At 46.6% G+C, this 20,236-nt stretch carries 21 protein-coding genes; 13 read left to right on the top strand and 8 right to left on the bottom strand.

What is annotated here, in order from left to right; all coding sequences use genetic code 11:
• Nucleotides 1–5: 5 nt before the first annotated feature.
• Complete coding sequence (gene hemF, locus BMW71_RS13585; RefSeq protein ID WP_092175005.1) at nucleotides 6–917, top strand: oxygen-dependent coproporphyrinogen oxidase; 912 nt, start codon at nucleotides 6–8, stop codon at nucleotides 915–917.
• The gene (locus tag BMW71_RS13580) at nucleotides 914–1,492 is read left to right on the top strand and encodes a phosphatase PAP2 family protein (protein WP_092175003.1); all 579 of its coding nucleotides are present in this window, start codon (nucleotides 914–916) and stop codon (nucleotides 1,490–1,492) included. Before hemF ends, BMW71_RS13580 begins: the two co-directional genes overlap by 4 nt.
• Nucleotide 1,493: 1 nt before the next feature.
• On the opposite strand, the gene BMW71_RS13575 is transcribed toward BMW71_RS13580, so the two are convergent.
• Entirely contained in the window at nucleotides 1,494–2,081 is a 588-nt protein-coding gene (locus BMW71_RS13575) for a riboflavin synthase (RefSeq protein ID WP_092175001.1), read from the bottom strand.
• 121 nt (nucleotides 2,082–2,202) lie between these two features.
• On the opposite strand from BMW71_RS13575, the gene BMW71_RS13570 reads away from it, so the two are divergent.
• The 6 genes from BMW71_RS13570 to BMW71_RS13545 all read left to right on the top strand — a co-directional run bounded on the left by BMW71_RS13570 (nucleotide 2,203) and on the right by BMW71_RS13545 (nucleotide 6,040).
• The gene (locus BMW71_RS13570) at nucleotides 2,203–2,859 is read left to right on the top strand and encodes a protein-L-isoaspartate(D-aspartate) O-methyltransferase (protein WP_092174998.1); all 657 of its coding nucleotides are present in this window, start codon (nucleotides 2,203–2,205) and stop codon (nucleotides 2,857–2,859) included.
• Nucleotides 2,860–2,871: 12 nt separating this feature from the next.
• Entirely contained in the window at nucleotides 2,872–3,411 is a 540-nt protein-coding gene (locus BMW71_RS13565) for an acyl-CoA thioesterase (protein WP_092174996.1), read from the top strand.
• 29 nt (nucleotides 3,412–3,440) lie between these two features.
• Complete coding sequence (locus BMW71_RS13560) at nucleotides 3,441–3,998, top strand: hypothetical protein (protein ID WP_092174994.1); 558 nt, start codon at nucleotides 3,441–3,443, stop codon at nucleotides 3,996–3,998.
• A 7-nt stretch (nucleotides 3,999–4,005) separates the two neighbouring features.
• Entirely contained in the window at nucleotides 4,006–4,332 is a 327-nt protein-coding gene (locus BMW71_RS13555) for a DUF3817 domain-containing protein (RefSeq protein WP_092174991.1), read from the top strand.
• A gap of 12 nt (nucleotides 4,333–4,344) precedes the next feature.
• Nucleotides 4,345–5,367: a hypothetical protein gene (locus BMW71_RS13550; RefSeq protein WP_092174989.1), complete on the top strand. Its 1,023-nt coding sequence runs from the start codon at nucleotides 4,345–4,347 to the stop codon at nucleotides 5,365–5,367.
• Nucleotides 5,368–5,545: 178 nt separating this feature from the next.
• Complete coding sequence (locus tag BMW71_RS13545) at nucleotides 5,546–6,040, top strand: Dps family protein (RefSeq protein ID WP_092174986.1); 495 nt, start codon at nucleotides 5,546–5,548, stop codon at nucleotides 6,038–6,040.
• Between the two features lie 308 nt (nucleotides 6,041–6,348).
• On the opposite strand, the gene BMW71_RS13540 is transcribed toward BMW71_RS13545, so the two are convergent.
• The 7 genes from BMW71_RS13540 to alaS form a co-directional block, all read right to left on the bottom strand.
• Entirely contained in the window at nucleotides 6,349–8,796 is a 2,448-nt protein-coding gene (locus BMW71_RS13540; protein ID WP_092174983.1) for a leucine-rich repeat domain-containing protein, read from the bottom strand.
• Entirely contained in the window at nucleotides 8,783–9,625 is an 843-nt protein-coding gene (locus tag BMW71_RS13535; RefSeq protein WP_092174980.1) for a hypothetical protein, read from the bottom strand. Before BMW71_RS13535 ends, BMW71_RS13540 begins: the two co-directional genes overlap by 14 nt.
• Nucleotides 9,622–10,200, bottom strand: coding sequence for a hypothetical protein (locus tag BMW71_RS13530; RefSeq protein WP_092174978.1), 579 nt, complete (start codon nucleotides 10,198–10,200; stop codon nucleotides 9,622–9,624). Before BMW71_RS13530 ends, BMW71_RS13535 begins: the two co-directional genes overlap by 4 nt.
• A 30-nt stretch (nucleotides 10,201–10,230) precedes the next feature.
• The gene (locus tag BMW71_RS13525; protein WP_092174975.1) at nucleotides 10,231–10,701 is read right to left on the bottom strand and encodes a nucleoid-structuring protein H-NS; all 471 of its coding nucleotides are present in this window, start codon (nucleotides 10,699–10,701) and stop codon (nucleotides 10,231–10,233) included.
• A gap of 345 nt (nucleotides 10,702–11,046) precedes the next feature.
• Nucleotides 11,047–12,162: a TlpA disulfide reductase family protein gene (locus BMW71_RS13520; RefSeq protein WP_092174973.1), complete on the bottom strand. Its 1,116-nt coding sequence runs from the start codon at nucleotides 12,160–12,162 to the stop codon at nucleotides 11,047–11,049.
• 2 nt (nucleotides 12,163–12,164) lie between these two features.
• A complete protein-coding gene (gene gatB, locus BMW71_RS13515; protein WP_092174969.1) occupies nucleotides 12,165–13,646 on the bottom strand; it encodes an Asp-tRNA(Asn)/Glu-tRNA(Gln) amidotransferase subunit GatB in 1,482 nt (493 codons plus the stop codon).
• 73 nt (nucleotides 13,647–13,719) lie between these two features.
• A complete protein-coding gene (gene alaS, locus BMW71_RS13510) occupies nucleotides 13,720–16,356 on the bottom strand; it encodes an alanine--tRNA ligase (RefSeq protein WP_092174967.1) in 2,637 nt (878 codons plus the stop codon).
• Between the two features lie 155 nt (nucleotides 16,357–16,511).
• On the opposite strand from alaS, the gene BMW71_RS13505 reads away from it, so the two are divergent.
• The 5 genes from BMW71_RS13505 to BMW71_RS13485 form a co-directional block, all read left to right on the top strand.
• Nucleotides 16,512–17,489, top strand: a complete 978-nt coding sequence (locus BMW71_RS13505) for a M23 family metallopeptidase (RefSeq protein WP_092174964.1) — start codon at nucleotides 16,512–16,514, stop codon at nucleotides 17,487–17,489.
• Nucleotides 17,490–17,643: 154 nt separating this feature from the next.
• The gene (locus BMW71_RS13500) at nucleotides 17,644–18,000 is read left to right on the top strand and encodes a MerR family transcriptional regulator (RefSeq protein ID WP_092174961.1); all 357 of its coding nucleotides are present in this window, start codon (nucleotides 17,644–17,646) and stop codon (nucleotides 17,998–18,000) included.
• Nucleotides 17,978–19,102, top strand: coding sequence for a DNA-processing protein DprA (gene dprA, locus BMW71_RS13495; RefSeq protein ID WP_092174959.1), 1,125 nt, complete (start codon nucleotides 17,978–17,980; stop codon nucleotides 19,100–19,102). The genes BMW71_RS13500 and dprA overlap by 23 nt, the downstream gene beginning before the upstream one ends.
• A gap of 74 nt (nucleotides 19,103–19,176) precedes the next feature.
• Nucleotides 19,177–19,824, top strand: a complete 648-nt coding sequence (locus tag BMW71_RS13490) for a hypothetical protein (RefSeq protein WP_092176022.1) — start codon at nucleotides 19,177–19,179, stop codon at nucleotides 19,822–19,824.
• A 56-nt stretch (nucleotides 19,825–19,880) separates the two neighbouring features.
• Nucleotides 19,881–20,236, top strand: a 356-nt coding sequence (locus BMW71_RS13485) for an Hsp20/alpha crystallin family protein (RefSeq protein ID WP_143057625.1), incomplete at its 3' end; no start/stop codon positions are given.

Here is a 20,236-nt window from a genome sequence, read left to right as displayed (position 1 = left end):
ACAGCATGGAAAAAATAAGTAAAGAACAGATCGCGAAAAAATTTCGGGAAATTCAGACCCATATCTGTACGGAACTGGAAATGGAAGATGGGATCGGGCATTTTGAACGTGACCACTGGAGCCGAAACGAGGGAGGTGGTGGGACCACACGTGTGCTAAAAAATGGCCGGGTAATCGCCAAGGGAGGCGTGGCGTTCTCTGCCGTCCACGGACCCACGCCCGAAAAAATATTGAAAAAACTGAAGCTGGAACAAGCCGATTTCTTTGCAACCGGTGTGTCCATTGTAATCCACCCGTCCAGCCCGATGGTGCCGATCATCCACATGAATATCCGGTATTTTGAAATGAGCAATGGCACCTATTGGTTTGGCGGAGGCATCGACCTGACTCCTCATTACCTGGACAGGAGAGATGCTGGCTATTTTCACCGGGAACTAAAACGGCTTTGCGATGCCTACCATCCCGACTTTTACCCGCGGTTTAAGCAGTGGGCCGATGACTATTTTTATTTACCTCACCGGGATGAAACCCGCGGCGTGGGTGGAATTTTCTTCGACCGCCTGGTGGCCGATGAAACGCTCTCTTTCCCCAGGTTGTTTGCCTTCGTGGCAGACGTGGGGTACCTTTTCCCGAAACTCTATAGGTATTTTATGGCAAAAAACGCCGATTTGCCCTACGGTGAGGAGGAGTTGGCCTGGCAAGCCTTGCGCAGGGGCCGGTACGTGGAGTTTAATCTGGTCTGGGACGCAGGTACCAAATTTGGACTCGATACCAATGGCCGTACAGAAAGTATCTTGATGAGTATGCCTCCGGTAGCACATTGGGAATACAACCATACGCCTCCCGCTGGATCCCGGGAAGCCCTCACCCTGGAGGGATTGAAAAAGAACATAAACTGGCTAACGGAAGACAAATGATCCACCTGATACAGCAATGGGACGAGGCTTTTTTTCTATTTCTGAACGGACAACATGCACCATGGCTAGACCCCATCATGCTGGCGCTCACCGGCAAATACATTTGGGTTCCCCTCTACCTGTACTTATTGTACCTGATCATCCGGCGGTATCCAAAGGAGTGGGTAGGATATGTGGTGGGATTGATACTTACCGTGGTACTGGCAGATCAACTTACCTCAGGCATTATGAAGCCTTTTTTTGAAAGGCTTCGCCCTTGCCACGATCCGCGCTGGGACGAACTAATCCGGAATTATGCAGGTTGCGGAGGGCGGTATGGGTTTGCCTCTTCCCACGCTGCCAATACCTTCGCCCTGGCAGCCTTTATGCAGCAAGTCGGAAAAAAACGCATGCGGGGCGTGGGCTGGTTATTCGTTTGGGCAGCACTCGTATCCTATACCCGGATCTACCTGGGGGTCCATTACCCCCTGGACGTTTTGGTCGGAGCGGCAGTGGGCGTACTATTGGCCTGGCTGGTATGGTGGGCCACCCTTTTGGGAGTCAAGGTCTGGCAAACACGTGCCGGTCGAGGTTAAATCAATATCCCTTTAGTATGCGCTGCACGTATTTCCCAATGACATCAAATTCCAGATTTACCCGGTCTCCCGGCTGTAATAGGTGAAAGGTGGTATGCGCATAGGTGTAGGGGATAATGGCCACCCGAAAGCTTCCTTCGCTGGAGCGGAAGCAGGTAAGGCTGATCCCGTTGATACAAATCGATCCTTTTTCCACGGTTAGGTTACCGGAGCTGTGGTCGAATTCAAAATCGGCAATCCAGCTTCCATCTTCGGACCGGATTTCAGTTAAAACCCCGGTTTGGTCCACGTGCCCCTGCACAATGTGTCCGTCAAACCGGCCATTTGCCGGCATGCAGCGTTCCAAGTTGACCGAGTGGCCGGGTTTCAAATCGCCGAGGTTGGTCTTTTGAAGGGTTTCGTCGATGGCCGTCACCCGGTAGGTATCGCTGTCCAGGTCCACTACCGTTAGGCAGACTCCGTTGTGGCTGACCGATTGGTCGATTTTCAACTCAGGTACCAGGTTACTTTCGATATCGAAATGCACATTACTCCCTGCTTGGGTGATGCGTCTGACGGTCCCGAGGGATTCAATGATTCCTGTAAACATGTTGCTAGCGTTTTATTATTCCGGAAGCGTACCGGATGGATTTTATTCTCTTTTCATGACAAAGTAAGCCATTTTTAGCATTAACTTAGCAATTGAATCGGGATAAGATACGATCCAAACCATGTTGAAACTCGAAGACAGCTACTTGCATAAAGGACAGCGAAGGGGATTGATCCGCACCCTGCGTGAAAAAGGCATTGTAGACGAAGCAGTACTGGATGCCATCAACCAAATTCCGCGGCATTTTTTCTTCGATTCGGCCTTGCTTAGCCATGCCTATGAAGACAAAGCCTTCCCTATCGGAGAGGGACAAACCATTTCTCAGCCGTATACGGTAGCATTTCAAACCAGCCTGCTGGATATAAAGCCTGGAGAAAAAGTCCTGGAAATTGGTACCGGATCGGGCTATCAGGCAGGGATTTTGTACTGCATGGGTGCGAATGTACACACCGTCGAATACAACAAGGTACTCTACGAACGCACGCGACGTTTTCTTCCGAAGATCGGCGTTCGTGTGCAACACTATTGGGGAGACGGGAGTCTGGGCTTGCCCGAAAAGGCACCTTTCGATAAAATTATCGTCACGGCCGGGGCGCCCCTGGTACCCAAGACGCTGCTGGCTCAGCTGACTATCGGCGGTATGCTGGTCATACCGGTGGGTAACCGGAAAACCCAACAGATGCTGCGACTCACCCGGAAAACGGATAAGCAAATCATCCGCGAAAACTTTGATAACTTTTCCTTTGTTCCTTTACTGGGTGACGAAGGTTGGGAATAATGCAGGTTAACCATGAAAACCATAAAAAAATACGTGTCGGATTCGGAAGTGATCAAAACAGAAATGGTACTGCCCAATGACACGAACACGTTAAACAACCTAATGGGTGGCAAGCTCATGCATTGGATGGATGTGGTAGCGGCCATTTCCGCCCAACGGCATTCTAATTCCATTGTAGTGACGGCATCGGTGGATAACATTTCTTTCAAGAATCCCATCGCCCAGGGAAATGTGGTGACGTTGAAAGCGCAGGTAACCCGGGCTTTTTCCACCTCCATGGAGGTATTTATTGAGGTATTTGCAGAAGACATTCCTGCCAACCTCAAATATGCCACCCACAAGGCATTCTTTACCTTCGTGGCTGTGGACGATCAAGGCCGACCGGTGCCTGTACCTTCGTTGGAACCGGTTTCTCAAACGGAAAAGGAATTGTATGCCGGTGCCTTGCGCCGCCGACAGTTGCGCTTAATCCTGGCCAATCGCATGGATCCAAAGGATGCGACGGAATTAAAATCCCTCTTTGATTTGGAAGGGGTTAGCCAAAAACAATAAATTGCAAACGGGAAAAGCACCTGGTTAGCATGAAGCTTCACGAACTACGTTTATTTATTACCGAGGATATCTTTGTCCTGAAAGAGGAAGAGCGGGAAAAATTGGCTGCGGCCCAATTGGCTTCGCGGCTGGAGCTGGATGAGACCATGGACACCCACTTGCTCGAAGAACCGGAAGCAATGCCTCCGGCACCTGAGAACTCCGACCCCGAGCCGATTCCATTCGAAGGCGAATTTCAGAAATCCATTTTGGTAGTCTATCAGGGGGAAGAACTCAGCGCCGGAAACCGGGAGTTTTTACTTAAGATTTTCAGGGCGGTCAATCTTTCATTAAAGGACCTTGCGCTGGTATCTGAAAAATCCCTGAAGGAAAGCAACGAAAATCCACTATCCCAACTCAATCCAGTCAAAATGGTACTTTTTGGAACCCTGCATCACCCGTTAATGAAGTTGAAGAAGGAAAATTACCGCATCATGCAAGAACCCCTGGAGTACTTCTTTGCGGATGAGCTCGAAGAATTAGAAAAACACGTGGCCCTAAAACGAAAATTATGGGACACGCTACAAGTATTTTTCAATGTAAAATAATACGAACATGACGAATGAAGAAAGATTGGGCATTGTAAAACGTTTCCGCATGATAAGCCTCACCGAGGGGATATCCATGGTGGTACTCGTATTTGTCGCCATGCCCTTGAAATGGATATTCGATTTACCCGATATGGTAACCTATGTGGGCTGGATCCACGGGGTTTTATTTATTCTGTACATCCTCGTACTCTTTCCCACTTCCAGAAAGCTGCGCTGGTCTTTTCAAAATGCCATGTTTGCGCTCATCGCCGCTGTTCTTCCATTCGGTCCTTTTTTGTTTGACAGGAAACTCCGGAAACAGGAAAAAATGTTGGAGAACCCGCAATCCTAAGCGTTCGATGCGATGGCGGTCATTAGCAAAAAGAAGATCATTTACCCGATCAGCGAAAACCTTAGGGAATACCTGGTCAAATACGGGAGAGAAGTGGATATTCCCATCCACTACAAGGAACTCCTCCGCTACAGCAATTCCATTGCCTTGTACGATTTTAAGGGCAACGATACGTTGTGGGAGACCGTTTTCTACGACGAATCCGACCGCAATGAGATTCACTACAAAGTAAAAAAAATCTACGCGCTCTTAAAGGCCGACGGTGATATGTCGGTGATGCAACACCTCTATGTGGATCGGATAGATCTCTGCACCTATGGGAATACGCAGCCGTTTCGGGTTCGGATTGTTAACCGCATCAACGATAACTTTGACTATTTCTACATAAAAAATGCCGATGCCTCCCGGGTGTATGGCTTGGAACTGGAACATTTGCTCTCTCCCAATCGAATCGGCTACCTGGTGTACCGGGACTCGCTCATTGAAGAACACATCGCAGGTATACCTGGAGAGCAGTTTATGAAGCAACAGATTAATGACCCCTTGCTAAACCCGATCCGGCTTTCCAAGGAGTTTGTCAAGTTTAACGAACGGTGTTTTGTGCGGCTGCTCGGGGACATGCATTCGTCCAATTTCGTGATTGATGTGACGCCAGATTTTGAGGAAACCCACTACCGAATTCGCTCCATAGACTTTGATCAGCAGTCGTACGAAGGCAAAAAATCAATTTACCTACCGCAATATTTTAAACAAAACAATGCGCTGATTCAGCTGGGCATCCGGCACATCACCCCCGAGTCCATGGCTCAATACCAGAAAGAAGAACGGGCCCTCATTGCAACACGCCTCAAAAGCTCTCCCAAAGAAATCACGGACATTCTTAATAGCATGGAAAAAGACGAGCTTTCCAAGGAAAAAAATACCTATACCCTCAAGCACGAACTGGCCCGGCACTACAAAAATCCGGATTTTCTACGCTGCACAAATATGGGGGAAATCCTGCGAATGAGTTTAAACCAGGTACTTCATCGATAAGCACTGCAATTGCTTCACGGATTATTCTATCGAATAAAGATCAGAAGCATCCAAAAAACCAAATAAAATCAATTTAAAATTGATATGGATAACCCGATAGGTAAATTATTGGCATCATTTATGATCCTTTTTTACCGTATAAGTCATTTAAAAAAGGTTAAAACTTAAATTGATTAGTATGAGTATTACAGCAGAAAAACGGGTCTTCAAAAAACTTGGATACAATAAAAACGAGTCAGAAAAAATTGTAGGCTCCCTCAATAAGCTTCTGGCCAACTACCACGTGCATTACCAAAAACTTAGAAATTTCCACTGGAATGTTACCGGTAGCGATTTTTTTGATCTCCATGAAAAGTTTGAGGAATTATACGATGAATCGTTTGCAAACATCGACTTGATTGCCGAGCGAATTCGGGTATTTGGCATGACGCCCTATAGTCTGATGAAAGACTACCTCGAGCATGCCGACATCGAAGAGGTCGGTACTGACCTAAGCTCAAGGGAAATGGTAGAAGAAGTGTTGCGGGATTTTCAAATCCTGGTAGACAATATGAACGAATGCGCGGAAAAAGTAGCAGATCTTGGAGACACCGCCACAGAGGACATGCTGATCGCATTCATCAAAAGCCTGGAATTGCACCACTGGATGCTCACTTCTTTTATTAAAGAATAAACTGCGTCCTACGTAATAGTGAGAAGCTGCCTGGCAAACAGGTAGCTTTTTTTTTCTCTCTTCGGAGAATGAGAAGGTAAGGGTTCATTCGCCAGGAAAGATACCGATAGTAACCCGGAAGTAGTGGCTACTGCGCCCTTTCCATTGATCTCCGGAGTAGCTACACGAACCATCGGAGCGCGTAGCGGCAATTTGCTGGCAGCAGAAACTCTCCGAATGCGCACCATCCGACAAGTAAACCTGACACATTGGCACCTCCTCTAAATTGAGCATGCCTACGCGACGCAAATTCGCAAACCAATGCAGGATTAGTAATACCTCACTTCACAATTGGGAAGTTCTTCCTGAATCTTTTCGATATTTCTGCTGCTTATTCGGGTATTGTAGCAAACCAGCCTTTCGAGGTTGATCATATGGCTGATAGGGTTCAGACTTCGTACGCCGGTACTCGCTATATCCAGGAAACGCAAGTCGTAGAGCATCTCCAAGCCCTTCAGATTTCGAATATTGGTCCCAGATAAGTTGAGCCGCTTGAGTCTGCCCAAATCGGAAAGTGGCTGCAAGTCTTCCACGGCGGTATTGGACAGGTCCAATTCCTCCAGGTAGCTGAGCGGCGCCAAAATGGATAGGTCGCGAAAAGGCGTCTCTACTAACTCCAACTGCTCCAGAAGCTCCAGCCGGGAGATTGCCGACGGATCCTGTAAAGGAACGCCTTTTACCCGAAGTTTTTTCAGGTTAAAAAATACAAGCAACGGCTCCAGATGAGAAATAGCTACATCTTCTATGGAAAAAGCAGCTGCAGCGGTCATGTGGTGCAATTCATTCGTAGGCGGGTCTGTCGTAAGTTCAAAATGAGCGGTGAGTAGTTCCCTCCATCCCTCATCGAGCCCCTCCCACCAACGATTCAAGGCCTCGGTCCGGAATACGATGGTCGCCTCCGGTAGCAACCTGGCCAGTTCCTGAATTTCCCAATCGGCCACTTCGGTATGGTCCAGATTGATGAATTCCAATGATTGCAACGGCTTTAGGGGCTCAACGGAACCAACCTGTGTGGACTCAAAAGAAATTTTCCGAAGCCCACGCAATTCCTGCAGCGCCCGTAGATTTTTTACGTCGCTGTAACTTCCTTGAATATGCAGAAGGCTTTTCATTTCCGCTAGTGGCGACAAGTCTTCCACCTGGGTATTTTTGAAGGAAATGAAAACAGCATTTTTAAACTTCAGGGCCGGTCGTAAATTGACAATATTGCTATCGTCCAGAACTAGCGAATCGATATTCACCAGTCCGGTCAGTTCCTCTATACTGGGCTTACCCCTTCCCAAATTGGGAAACTTTTGGATAAACACTTGATTCCAACCGTTTGGAAGTGTTTCCCACCAGGTTTGGAGGTTCTCCACATTATGAATCAACAAGATACCTCGATTGGCCCGACTAAACTCCTCGGCTGCACTTTCTGAAATGCTGGTACGATCCGCATAAATTCGCTTTACAGACCTGGACGCATGCAGGGGAGTCAGCTGACTCACTTCGGTACCATTGATATTCACTCTCCAAAGTTCCGGCAGTGTGGATAGCGGGGACAGATCCAATATGTTTGTCTCCTCCAGATTGATCTCTTCCAGAGCCTTTAACTCGGATAAAAACCCGAAATTAATCAGGTAATTTCCTTTTAAGTTCAAGGTCTTCAGGCGTACCAGCGATTGGATATTTTCGATGTTGTTAAAACCGCTTTCCTCCAGATTTAGGTGCCGCAAATCTGTAAAATTCTCCAAGACGCTAAATCCGGATAAGGGCGCCTGAGCTGCATTGAATACCTGAAGGTTTTTCAGACTACTCAATTCTTCAATGTTGTTAACCGCTGTTCCTGAAATATCCAGATGGGTCAATTTATCGGAATACTTGATAAATTGAATATCAGCGGTTGGCGTATGCGCGATATTCAGATAAGAAAGAAACGTGACGTTACTGATAGGGGCCAACTCTTCAATGCGGGTATGGCTGATATCTACGTATTTCAGGTCCCGAAATACCTGTATGGGGGAAAGGTCCACCAACAGCCTGTTACCGGAAAGGTCCAGGGTATCCAAAGCGGAAATCTTGTAGAGTTCGTCGATTGTGACCGAATCACCCTGAACCCCAAATTTTTCCCGTAGCAGGGTTTCCCATTCCAGCGAAAGGGTGCTCCACCACTCGAGCAATTCCTCGTCCCGGGAAAGCTTGGTGGTATACATGCTGGCAATTTTCAGCTCATTCGAATCCCTGTCAAGGTTGATTTCAATGTAGCGTGCCTGGGTATTTTCGATAGGTTCGTCATTCAGGCCCAGTGCGGTCAGCGTCCGATCAAGGGATATTTCGAAAAACAATTCCTCCTGATCATTCAGTTTGGGGGTGATTTCTTTTACTTTGAACTCAAATGCCGCATCCTTAAAAAAAAACTCAATGTCTTTGAGGTAAGAAACGATATTCTTATTCGTAATTACTTTTCTATCTGTCAGCAGGTCGTCTTCTACCTGTACCTGCTCGTCTCTAAAAATCTTTTTATAGCTTTCCCGGATGATCACGTCCTTGTCTCTGGCAGATGTTTCGCTACTTCCTACCGTGTTGAGAAAGTATTGCAAAAACCGAACCTGGTCTTCAGCCTGCTGACTAAAATCTTTGATTTCCTGTTTACTGTATTCCCCTAAGTCCTGCGTAAACGCGACTTGAGAATAAAAAAAAAGCAGCAGGAGAGAGCTAATTGATCTAATTCCTATCATAAATATAATCCAATATAATTTCCCTATCTCCATCCTCTAATTTCATCAAATTAGCTATCAACCAACCGGTGTTGAACCCCGGTCGATTGAATTGAGCGAGTTCGAAATACCATTTGTCAATTTGAAAAAAATGAAACCTGGTATCTTTGACCGTCTCAAATTTCATCCGTTCGCTCTTTATTTCAAAAAGAAAGAGCGTTAGAAAATCCGGCTTGTATCCATCCGGTGTGTAGGATTCGGGCCTGGAGTCTTCGACGATGGCCTTTCGCAGGTTCATAAACCCTAGCTCATGGCTCAATGGATGGAGAAATTTCTTATCGTCCCCTGTGGGTTTGTCAAACGCATCGGCGAAGGGCTCGAAGTTTACATTCTCAATGACCCATTCGTACCCCAATCCCTGTGGCTGCAACTTCAAAAACAGTACCACTTCTTGTCGTTGCCCGTTGTACGTAAAAACAGTGTTCACCTCGGCAAACCAATCTCCTCCGTGGAAATTGAGGTACTGCGGGTAGGTATCGGAGACAACAAAGCTGATAAATTCCCGCTTCAGATCGTTGCTGATACCGGATGTTTCGTTGTCAAAAAGAATATTTATAAAGGATTTTCTAAGGTCGACATTGCGGTACTTTTCATCTCCGGGACGGTATCGCTGGTCCCCTTCCTTGCTCTCTTCTGCATTGAATCTTCTGAAAAATTGATTGACCTGTTTGGTGGCGGCGGCAAATCTGCCGTCATCTACCACCCGCCCGGAGCTATTAAACGTTTGCCCCGGTGCGGTGTGTATAGATAGAAATATGGTAATTAACGTAATTAAGGGTATTATTCTCATGCTGATGTTTCCGTCACTCTCACGTCTCCCAGCAACACATCCCAAAACTCAATGGTTCTTCCGGAAATCTGGGTTTGTTTTTTCTCCACGTAAATGGTAATGTCTTTCTTGGTGGTATCCCTGTAATTGAGTCCAGCTTCTTGAGAAGTACCTTCAAAACGCTGGTAGATGGTAATAACCCCCACGTACCTGCCATCCGGCTGTCTTTCCAAATCACTGATGTAATGGATGTCATACCAGCTGATATTCACGCGATCGTAATTCAAGGCCATGAGGCGTTCGAAATACCTTCTGATTTTGTAGTAGGCAATTTCATTGGTATTGATTGAGGACACGCCCATTTCTGCATCGGGAGCAAATAGCTCTTCCGCACGGTCCATCACACGGGTAGCCTCTGAAAACTGCGTTTCTTTGCTTCCGATGATGCTGATGTACTTGCTCAGGTCTTTAACTTTCTCCAAAGCAAGGGAATCGATGGCTTGCTTTCTTTGCGGACTAATGCTTTCATCCTGTGCAAATACCGAAATAGAGGTCGCCAGGAAAAAGATCAAAAGGGATGGAATATATTTTTTCATAATCACGTACTTTCTATATTTATTGTAAAATTATCTTCTTCTTAGTTCTAATTCGGTCACCTTTCCGGATCCATCCATTCTGATGTCACTGATAAAATTCAGATTCTTTTTGGTGTCTTTCAAGTAGTTCAGGTACCTTTCGATGGTAGTGGGCTCATCGTAATCCTTCACGCCACTTTCTTCGTGAATGACGATCAAAACCGGCGTGTTGGAATTGGAGAACATGCCCAATGCTTCTCTGATCGTATTATTGGCGCTCTGCAGGCTATTGGCTGTGGCCACTGCGTTGAAATAATTTTCCAACTTACCGACAGCTACTTCTTCGGCAGAAGGTTGCTCGGGTTCGGGTGTTGGTTCAGGTGCGGGTTCCTCTACGGGCACCGGCTCTGGCTCCGGTTCGACTACCGCCTTTTTACTTTTGCAGGCTCCCATGGCTAACAGGACGAATAGCATGACAGTCAGAGAACGTGTCAAGGGAAATTTTAGACTTCTTTTTTTCATAAGAATTGAATGGTTTTTAAGTTTTAATGCAAATCCAGTGCATGTTTGTTGGTGCTACCTGCTATGCTGGCTTTTTACATCGGTGATTGGAGAATTTGTTTACGAGTTTATTACTTTTTATTTCAATTACATAAATTTGACGATGGGTGACAAATTAATTAGTGCGAGTTTTTCGAAACGACCGCTTGGTAAATCGAGTTATTCTCACGAAAATGTACCCAATTATAGGGAATAATTTTTTGAAATACACATTCCTTGCATAATTGATCGCTACAAAAGCAATCTACTAACGTATTATTAGCTTCCCCTGTAAGGAAAAGATTATGCGAACGGTTAGATCGTTGTTTAATCAAATAACTCTTGCAACTTTCTCTCAAGGGATCTCCCACGTAAATCTTTTGCCAGAATATTTCCTTCCGGATCTATCATGTAGGTTGCGGGAATCGCATTTATCTGGTAAGTTGCCGCAGCTTCCGAATTAAAATACTTTAAATCCGAAACTTGCGTCCACTCCAGTCCATCTTCCTCAATGGCCTTGAGCCACATGTCTCTGGTGCGGTCGAGCGATACACCAAAAACCTCAAACCCCCGATCCTTGTATTGGTTGTAAAGCCGTACCACATTGGGGTTTTCATCCCGGCAGGGCTTACACCAGCCGGCCCAGAAATCCACCAACACATAATTTCCCCGTAAATCCGATAGGTTAACCATCTCCCCTTCCGGGTTCGGAAGGGAGATCTCCGGGGCTGGCTGTCCGATGGAGAGCGCCCTCAATTCGTCTAACTCCTGCTTCCAGGAAGCAATAAGTTTCATGTCAGGATACTGATCTCCCAGCGCCACAATGACGCTATCCAGGTAATTAAAATCCGTCCGGGGGTTCAACATCCCCAGGCCGGCAAGGGCAGCAAAGCTTCCGTCTGACTGGGCAATAACGCTCTTTATCTTTTCGGCGTGGTCCACTTCCAAATCCATCGCCTGCTCCTGAATCTGCTGAATCTTAGCTTGATCCTTGTCCGCCATGGCTTCGTAAAATTCGGAGTTTAATTCGTTCCCTGCTTCCTGATAGGCTGCCGTGAGTTCGTCAATGGATAGCATCAGCTTACTGTCTTTAGAGCCAGACACATCCAGCTCATCGGTCTTAAAATCATAGCTTACCAGAACATCCTCCTCGTATAGGGCCAGGCGAACGGTTTTCTCTCCGAATAAATCCAACTCGTAAAAGTTAGGGCTGTCCAATTCCAGCTCGTAGGAAAACTCCCCGTTATTGTCAACGGATAAGGTATCTACTGCCTGAATACGGTCGTTGTCATACCGGGACAAAACCACCTGCCCCTCGGGTTGGTTGGCTAGCTGGCCTTTGATGGATACCGCGCCATCAAACACATCTTCCTTATTCCCACAGGAAACAAGGAGTGCACCTGTCAAACCCAGAACCAACGCCTGCTGCATTAATTTTCTCATAATCACTGTTCCAATAATTCGGTTAAAATTTTGCTGGCAACTTTGGGATCTGCCTTTCCTTTTGATTTTTTCATTACCTGCCCCATGAACATTCCCATCAGCCCTTTTTTTCCAGACCGGTATTCCTGCACCTTACCTTCATTTTCGGCCAATACCGCTTCGATTACCGGCTTGATCGAGCCCTCGTCACTGTCTTGAATCAGGTTCAACTCCTGGGCGATTTCCAGCGGGGACCGGTTCGGATTTAGCAACAGTTCCGGATAGATTTTCTGCGAAGCAACCGTATAGCTGACTTTTCCCTCATCGATCAGGGCGATCAGCATAGCTAGTTTATCCGCTCCTATGGGAAATTCATCGATTCCGAGGGTCAGTTCATTCAGGTAGGATTTTACAGGTCCCATCAGCCAGTTGGATGCGCTTTTGTAGTTCTCCGTGTGGCTGCATAGGGTTTCAAACCAGAGGGCGATATCTTTCTGGTCTGTCAAAACCCCCGCATCGTATTCCGGCAAGCCATAGGTATCGACAAATTTCGCAAAAAGTACCCCAGGCAAAACCGGCATTTCAGCCTTTACGGATTGCAGCCATTCCTCGGAAATGACAACAGGACTTAGATCAGGCTCTGGAAAATACCGGTAATCGTTTAGGTCTTCCTTTGTGCGCATACTTCCCGTAAGGCCGGTCGTGGCATCGAATGTTCTGGTCTCCGAAACAATATCTTTCCCCTCTTCAAGGAGCTGTACCTGTCTCTCAAACTCGTGTTCGATCGCTCGGGCCACATTCCGAAACGAGTTCATGTTTTTTACTTCTACCTTTTTTCCCAGGGCTTTCTCTCCCCGAATCCGGACGGATACATTGGCATCGCAGCGCAGCGAACCCTCTTCCATATTTCCATCACAGATCTCCAGATATTTCACAAGTTTCTTTATCTCGACGAGCAGATTATAGGCTTCTTCGGAAGACCGCATGTCCGGCTCTGTCACAATTTCGATTAGCGGGACTCCGGCTCTGTTAAAATCAACCAGTGTGTCTACTTCCCCTGCCAGGTGCATGGATTTGCCGGCATCTTCTTCCATGTGTATACGCGTGAGGGCAATGTTTTTCTTCTCTCCACTGGAAAGTACGATTGGAACATGACCTCCCACGCAGATCGGGTTTTTATCCTGCGTCAGCTGGTATCCTTTGGGCAAATCCGGATAAAAATAATTCTTGCGCGCAAATACATTTTTTCGGGTGATGGACGAATGACAGGCCAGGCCCATCTTCATGGCATATTCCACCGCACGTTTATTTACTTTTGGCAATGTTCCCGGGTGTCCCAGGGTAATGACGGATATATTCGTATTGGGCATGTTTCCAAAAGTGGTTGCATCCGCAGTATACATCTTACTTTTGGTGAGTAGTTGCGCGTGAACTTCCAAACCAATAACCAACTCATACTTTTCCCGGATGGCTGCAGCTAAGGAAACGGATTTCTCTTCGATCATCTTTAAATCATTACATTTATCGTTCCAAAAATGGCAGGGATTTCCCCCAAAACCAAATCTGGAATTAGCAAAATTATTTCAGGGAGGACGTAAGGATGGCCTCTGCCTTGACAAGCACCTCGGGTAAACCTGTGGAGTCCTTGCCCCCTGCTGTGGCAAAAAAGGGCTGTCCCCCTCCTCCTCCTCTGATTTCTTTGGAAAGTTCTTTTACAAGCTTCCCGGCATGTAGACCTTTTTTTTCTACAATGTTCTCACTAATCACGATTGCCACCTGGGGTTTACCAGCTATATCCGCAGCCAAAACCGCTACCAGGTTTTCCATTTCGTTTTTCAACTCGAAGGAAAGCTTTTTCAATGCCTCTCCGTTAGGCAATTTAATCAAACCTAATACCAAATGATAACCGTTCAAGGATTTTGCTTGATTTTTCAGACTTTCTTTGATTTGGTCGGTGGCTTTTAGGTGCAATCCTTCTATTTCCTTGCGCAAATTGGCTCTTTCTTCGATCAAGGACTCGATGGCTCCCAACAAATCCTTCGGGTTTTTTAATACCTCCTGAACCTCCTGGAGGACGTGAAATCGCCGATTCACGTAGGCTTCTGCTTCCTCTGCCGTAACGGCTTCCACCCGCCGAACACCGGCAGCGGTGGAGCTTTCCGAAACCAATTTGAAAAAACCGATTTCTCCGGTCGCCTGCACGTGTGTTCCACCGCACAATTCCACAGAAAATGTTGGATCAAAGGTGATGACCCGAACATGCTCCCCATATTTCTCCCCAAATAGGGCCGTGGCTCCCATCGCTTTGGCTTCCGCAATCGGCACCTGCCGCTGCTCGTTTAGGACGATGTTTTCGCGGATGCGGGCGTTTACAATCGTTTCGGTACGTTCGAGTTCTTCGGGTGTCATTTTTGCAAAATGCGAAAAATCAAACCGTAGCATCTGTTCGTTTACCAGCGAGCCTTTTTGCTGCACATGGGGTCCCAGTACCTGCTTGAGGGCAGCCTGAAGCAAATGAGTCGCCGTATGGTTGTTTTTTATTTTCGCTCGCCTCAGGGCGTCAACCTGACAGGTAAACTCCTCTTCCGTACCCATTGGTAAGGCATCTACCCAATGGATGATCAGGTCATTTTCCTTGGTGGTGTCGAGTACATGCAAGGTTTCGGTGACCGTATGCAGGATGCCGGTATCTCCTACTTGCCCCCCACTCTCGGCGTAAAAGGGCGTTCTCGTCAATACCACCTGAAAACGTTCCTGCTTTTTGTCCGTTATTTTGCGGTATTTTAGGATCCGAGCCTTCGTGTGTAGGCTATCGTAACCAATAAAGCCTTCGCTTTCCTCTTCGTAGACAATGACCCAGTCTCCCGTTTCCAGCTGGGCAGCAGCGCGCGATCGTTCCTTTTGTGCCCGCATGGCTTCTTGAAATCCCTTTTCATCCACGATAAGCCCTTTCTCCCGAGCGATCAGGGAGGTCAGATCCAACGGAAATCCATAAGTGTCGTACAGTTCGAATGCCACCGCTCCAGGGATGACGTGTTCGTTGCTTGCTTCCAGCGATTCCTGGATGCTTTCCAGGTTTTTTAACCCTTTATCCAGGGTACGCAGGAAAGCCAATTCTTCCTCCTGGATGACCTTTGCGATAAATTCCTGCTGGGATTTTACTTCTGGAAAAAACGTACCAAACTTTTCTGCCAAAACCGGCACCAGTAGGTGGAGAAAAGGTACTTTTAGATCCAAAAAGGTATAGCCGTACCGTACCGCCCTTCGTAAAATACGCCGAATCACGTATCCAGCTTTATTATTTGACGGCAACTGTCCATCGGCAATTGTGAAGGAAATGGCCCGAATGTGGTCCACGATTACCCGAAATGCGATGTCTATTTTTTCAGACTGCCCGTATTGGTATCCCGATACTTGCTCGACCTTTTCGATAAAAGGAGCAAACAAATCGGTATCGTAGTTGGATGTTTTGTTCTGAATTACCCGGACCAATCGCTCCAAACCCATCCCTGTATCCACGTGGCTGGAGGGGAGCTCGTTTAGCCGCCCGTCTGAAAACCGATTAAACTGAATAAATACCAGGTTCCAAATTTCGATCACCTGCGGGTGGTCTGCATTGACCAGGTCCTTGCCCGGAACCTGCGCGATTTCTTCTGGGCTTCGCATATCGATATGGATCTCCGAACAAGGCCCACAGGGTCCTGTCTCACCCATTTCCCAAAAATTATCTTTTTTCGAACCGAAAAGTATCCGCTCCCGAGGAACCCAATCCTCCCAAAAGGAAAAGGCCTCTTTGTCAGCTTCCAGGCCATCTTCGCTGTCTCCCCCAAAAACCGTCACGTACATGCGATCCACGGGTAATTTATATACCTCGGTGAGCAACTCCCAGGCCCAGGCAATGGCCTCCTTTTTAAAATAGTCCCCGAAAGACCAGTTGCCAAGCATTTCAAACATCGTATGGTGATAGGTATCCACCCCCACCTCTTCCAAATCATTGTGCTTTCCAGAAACCCTCAGGCACTTTTGGCTGTTGGTAATTCGAGGATGGTCCGAAACCTCGTTTCCAAGGAAAAAGTCCTTAAACTGATTCATTCCTGCGTTCGTAAACATCAGGCTGGGATCATTCTTCACCACGATAGGCGCGGAAGAAACAAATTGATGCTTCTTAGATTGGAAAAATTCAATGAATTGGCTTCTAATTTGTTTTGAATTCATGTTTACTTAGCTTAGAATGAAATACTTGGATATTAAGAAGATTTTGGCGTATCTTTGTGCCCAAACACCCAAGTAAATTATTTTCTGATAGCAGTTTTCGTCACCCGGTTTTTTTCGGATTACAAAATTAGCAGTTTTAACGTACTATTTGTTAAATGAGTAGAATAAAATATTATTACGATCCCAAAACCTGCAAATACGAACGGTATGTCCGGAGCAAGTGGGATGTAACCCTAAACTTACTTGGTTTTCTGTCCTTGTCTTCCATGCTGGCAGTTGGAATCCTGTTGGTATTTCACTATTATTTTGATAGTCCGAAAGAGTTGATGCTGAAAAAGGAAAACAGGGAATTAAAGCTGTACTACGAGCTTCTGGAACAAGAAGTCGGCCAGTTAAACACCATGATGGCCGATTTGCAAGAAAGAGACGACAACCTTTATCGGGTGATCTTTGAGTCGGAGCCCATTCCCTCTTCCATCAGGAAGGCAGGATTTGGCGGATCGGACCGATTTCGGGAGATCAAAGAAAAAGGGTTGAATCAGGAGAAAATGATTATTTCCGTTTCCAACAAAGTGGAAACCCTCAAACGCCAACTCTTCGTTCAATGGCAATCCTACGACGAGCTATCGGAAACCGCCATGAATAAAGAGGAATACTGGGCATCCATCCCGGCCATTCAGCCGATACATAACGAAGAATTGAATCGCCTTGCTTCTGGATATGGGGTGCGGTTGCATCCCATCTTGAAAGTACGAAAAATGCATACCGGCGTGGATTTTTCCGCTCCCAAAGGGACCCCTATTTACTCGACCGGTGACGGCGTAGTGCGGCAGGTGCGGACAGAATTCGGCGGATACGGAAAGTCCATTGTCATTGACCACGGTTTCGGTTTTAAGACCCGCTACGCACACATGAATGATTTCGATGTCCGTGTGGGAGACAAAGTAAAACGAGGAGACAAAATTGGAACGGTAGGCAACACAGGCTCATCCACTGCCCCTCACGTCCACTACGAGGTAATGAAAGACGATAAATACGTGAATCCGGTAAATTACTTCTTTAAAGATCTGGAACCCACCGAATTTGACAAAATATTGGAACTGGCATCCAGAGAGAACCAGTCACTTTCCTAATCTGGAGACGTACAGTCCCAAAGAGCCTCACTGCGATTTCGTGGTGAGGCTTTTGCTTGTAGGTGCTCCAAAGCTGTTTAGGTAAATTGTTGAGGCAGCTTCTATGTTATTTATGGAATATATTGTATATTTTTGCTGAAAAATTACCTGCAAATTGCCTTACAGAGAAAAAGAAATAGAGAAGAAATACTACTCCATAGGAGAGGTTGCCGATCGCTTTAAGGTGGCCACTTCGCTTATTCGGTATTGGGAAGGCGAGTTTGACATCATCCGGCCCAAAAAGGATAAAAAAGGGAATCGGCGGTTTACCAAAGACGATATTGAAAAAATACAACTCATTTACCACCTGGTAAAGGAAAAGGGATACACGCTCACAGGTGCTCAGGAAATCATCAAAAAAGACCTGCATAAAATTCAGGACACGGCTGCGATGATTCACCAGCTTCACGAAATCCGACGCTTTTTGATAGAAATCAGGAATAATCTGGATGAACAGCCATCTGAGCAATGAAGCATTGCATAACGTGGCCCTGGGTTTTATCCCGAAGTTAGGGCCTACCATTTTTAAAACCATCGTCAGTTATTGTGGTTCAGCCGAAGGCTTTTTTACCCTTCCTCAGGGAAAATTGGCAAAAATTCCCGGCATCGGACCAAAACTATTGGCTCATAGAAAGTCAAAGGAAACCTATTTGAAAGAGGCCGAATCCTTGTTGGAAGCGGCCTATAAAAATAACATTCAGGTTCATTGCTACCCGGATGCCTCTTTTCCCAGCCGGCTAAAAGCCCTGCCTGATGCGCCTCCCATTCTGTTTTCTAAGGGCAAGATCAACCTAAATCCAAAACGATCGGTGGGAATCGTTGGTACCCGTAATGCCAGTAATTATGGAAGAACGATAACCCAAAAAATCACTGAAGAGCTTGCCCGGTTTCAGCCAACCATTGTCAGCGGTTTGGCGTATGGCATTGACGTAGAAGCTCATCGTGCGGCACTTAGCTTGCGAATGCCCACGATCGGTGTGATGGGGTCAGACCTGGCAACCATTTACCCGGCCGCACATAAACACACGGCAGAACAGATGATGGAAAATGGAGGATTGCTTTCCGAATTTAAACTCGGCACCCCCATGAATCCGACAAACTTCCCACAGCGCAATCGAATCATAGCAGGACTTTCGGATGCCCTCATCGTGGTAGAAGCCGCCAAAAAAGGCGGGGCGCTGATCACCGCAGAAATTGCGTACAGCTACAATCGGGAGGTTTTTGCCGTACCTGGGAACCTGCAATCCAAATACAGCGAAGGCTGCAACAACCTGATTCGAAGTCTGAAAGCCGGGATCTATTTGGGGGTAAGGGAACTTGAAGAATCGTTATCCTGGGATAGAGAATCGGATGTCCGCGCCCATGCACAACTACCGGACACCTCTGAATTAGATGCTACCGAGGTAAAAATTTTGGAGCGTCTTTTAGAAAAGCAGGAAGCGGGAATCGACTGGCTTAGCCGGGATTTGGGAATTCCTATCTCCGAACTCGCAATCAAGCTGTTAAACCTGGAATTCCTGGGTTTTGTAAAGGCAATCCCCGGAAAAAAATACCAATGGATGAATAAAAAATAAGATCCTTTTCCCTAACCCCGGCTAAATGGCTTAAAATGATTACCTTAGTATCAATCACCACAAACTCGAAATTCATGAAAAAATACGCACTTTTCCTCTACACCCTACTTCTGTTTGTTGTTTCCTGCTCGCCGAAGGAGGAAAGCATACCCGTAAAGATAGCCAAAACCTATGGATTTGACAGGCTGGATGAAGTTGCCACAATCCGCTACACCTGGAATGTCCGCCGGGATAGTGCAACCGTGCTTGTCCGGGACTGGACCTGGAATTTGGAAAAAGGAGAAGTTCACTACAAGGGTCCGGATACCACGGCTAGGTATGAACTTGCAAACAAATCGCCCCAAATTGAAGCAGTGGATCAGAAATTCATCAACGATAAGTATTGGTTGCTATTCCCATTTCAATTGGCCTGGGACAAAGGCTACGAAGCCGAGATTGTGGAAAACGCATCGTCTCCAATCCATGGCGAGAACACCACCAAGGTGATCATTCGCTACAACGATACCGATGGCTACACACCCGGAGACGCGTACGATCTCTACGTGGATGCAGATTACCTGATCAAAGAATGGGTATTCCGTAGGGGCGATGGACCGGAGGGTAGGGCATTTACCTGGGAAAATGTGCGGGATTTTGACGGTATAAAAATCGCCCAGGACCACAAATTGGAAAACGGAGAAACAATCATTTGGTTTACAGACGTTGCCGTAGAACGCAAATAATTGACGCGCTGAACACCAAGAGGCACGCGCTCAAATCAGCGGCTATGTAATAAAAAATGGGGCGGTTATTTCCATTTCTGTTAGCAAAAAACAGGTTATTTGACATGCCTTCGGCTTTTGATTTGGGTGCTCCCCTGAGCCGTCTCAAGGCCAGCGTACCGGCGGTAAATATCAAAGAAAATGAAAAGAATTACCTGCTTGAACTGGCCGTGCCTGGATTGAAAAAAGAAGATTCCAACATCTCTTATGAAAATGAGCACTTGGTGATCGCTTCCGAAAGGAAAACCGAAGCGCAAGAAGAAAAAGATCAGGTAACCAGACGGGAATTCCACTACGCGTCCTTCCAAAGGTCATTTTTCCTACCTGAAGAGAAGGCGGACATTGACAACATCAATGCCCAGTACAAGGATGG

Source organism: Cyclobacterium xiamenense (assembly GCF_900109255.1).
Lineage (GTDB): Bacteria > Bacteroidota > Bacteroidia > Cytophagales > Cyclobacteriaceae > Cyclobacterium > Cyclobacterium xiamenense.
This window is presented reverse-complemented; position numbering and strand designations above follow the sequence as displayed.

What these genes read in the sequence shown, in the direction of transcription:
- BMW71_RS13550 (WP_092174989.1), top strand. Translation starts at nt 4,345, where the DNA reads ATGGCGGTCATTAGCAAAAAGAAGATCATTTACCCGATCAGCGAAAAC.
- BMW71_RS13505 (WP_092174964.1), top strand. Translation starts at nt 16,512, where the DNA reads ATGAGTAGAATAAAATATTATTACGATCCCAAAACCTGCAAATACGAA.
- BMW71_RS13520 (WP_092174973.1), bottom strand. Translation starts at nt 12,162, where the DNA reads ATGAGAAAATTAATGCAGCAGGCGTTGGTTCTGGGTTTGACAGGTGCA.
- gatB (WP_092174969.1), bottom strand. Translation starts at nt 13,646, where the DNA reads ATGATCGAAGAGAAATCCGTTTCCTTAGCTGCAGCCATCCGGGAAAAG.
- BMW71_RS13555 (WP_092174991.1), top strand. Translation starts at nt 4,006, where the DNA reads ATGACGAATGAAGAAAGATTGGGCATTGTAAAACGTTTCCGCATGATA.
- BMW71_RS13535 (WP_092174980.1), bottom strand. Translation starts at nt 9,625, where the DNA reads ATGAGAATAATACCCTTAATTACGTTAATTACCATATTTCTATCTATA.
- alaS (WP_092174967.1), bottom strand. Translation starts at nt 16,356, where the DNA reads ATGAATTCAAAACAAATTAGAAGCCAATTCATTGAATTTTTCCAATCT.
- BMW71_RS13490 (WP_092176022.1), top strand. Translation starts at nt 19,177, where the DNA reads ATGAAAAAATACGCACTTTTCCTCTACACCCTACTTCTGTTTGTTGTT.
- hemF (WP_092175005.1), top strand. Translation starts at nt 6, where the DNA reads ATGGAAAAAATAAGTAAAGAACAGATCGCGAAAAAATTTCGGGAAATT.
- BMW71_RS13530 (WP_092174978.1), bottom strand. Translation starts at nt 10,200, where the DNA reads ATGAAAAAATATATTCCATCCCTTTTGATCTTTTTCCTGGCGACCTCT.
- BMW71_RS13545 (WP_092174986.1), top strand. Translation starts at nt 5,546, where the DNA reads ATGAGTATTACAGCAGAAAAACGGGTCTTCAAAAAACTTGGATACAAT.
- BMW71_RS13565 (WP_092174996.1), top strand. Translation starts at nt 2,872, where the DNA reads ATGAAAACCATAAAAAAATACGTGTCGGATTCGGAAGTGATCAAAACA.
- BMW71_RS13575 (WP_092175001.1), bottom strand. Translation starts at nt 2,081, where the DNA reads ATGTTTACAGGAATCATTGAATCCCTCGGGACCGTCAGACGCATCACC.
- BMW71_RS13560 (WP_092174994.1), top strand. Translation starts at nt 3,441, where the DNA reads ATGAAGCTTCACGAACTACGTTTATTTATTACCGAGGATATCTTTGTC.
- BMW71_RS13580 (WP_092175003.1), top strand. Translation starts at nt 914, where the DNA reads ATGATCCACCTGATACAGCAATGGGACGAGGCTTTTTTTCTATTTCTG.
- BMW71_RS13540 (WP_092174983.1), bottom strand. Translation starts at nt 8,796, where the DNA reads ATGATAGGAATTAGATCAATTAGCTCTCTCCTGCTGCTTTTTTTTTAT.
- dprA (WP_092174959.1), top strand. Translation starts at nt 17,978, where the DNA reads ATGAACAGCCATCTGAGCAATGAAGCATTGCATAACGTGGCCCTGGGT.
- BMW71_RS13570 (WP_092174998.1), top strand. Translation starts at nt 2,203, where the DNA reads ATGTTGAAACTCGAAGACAGCTACTTGCATAAAGGACAGCGAAGGGGA.
- BMW71_RS13525 (WP_092174975.1), bottom strand. Translation starts at nt 10,701, where the DNA reads ATGAAAAAAAGAAGTCTAAAATTTCCCTTGACACGTTCTCTGACTGTC.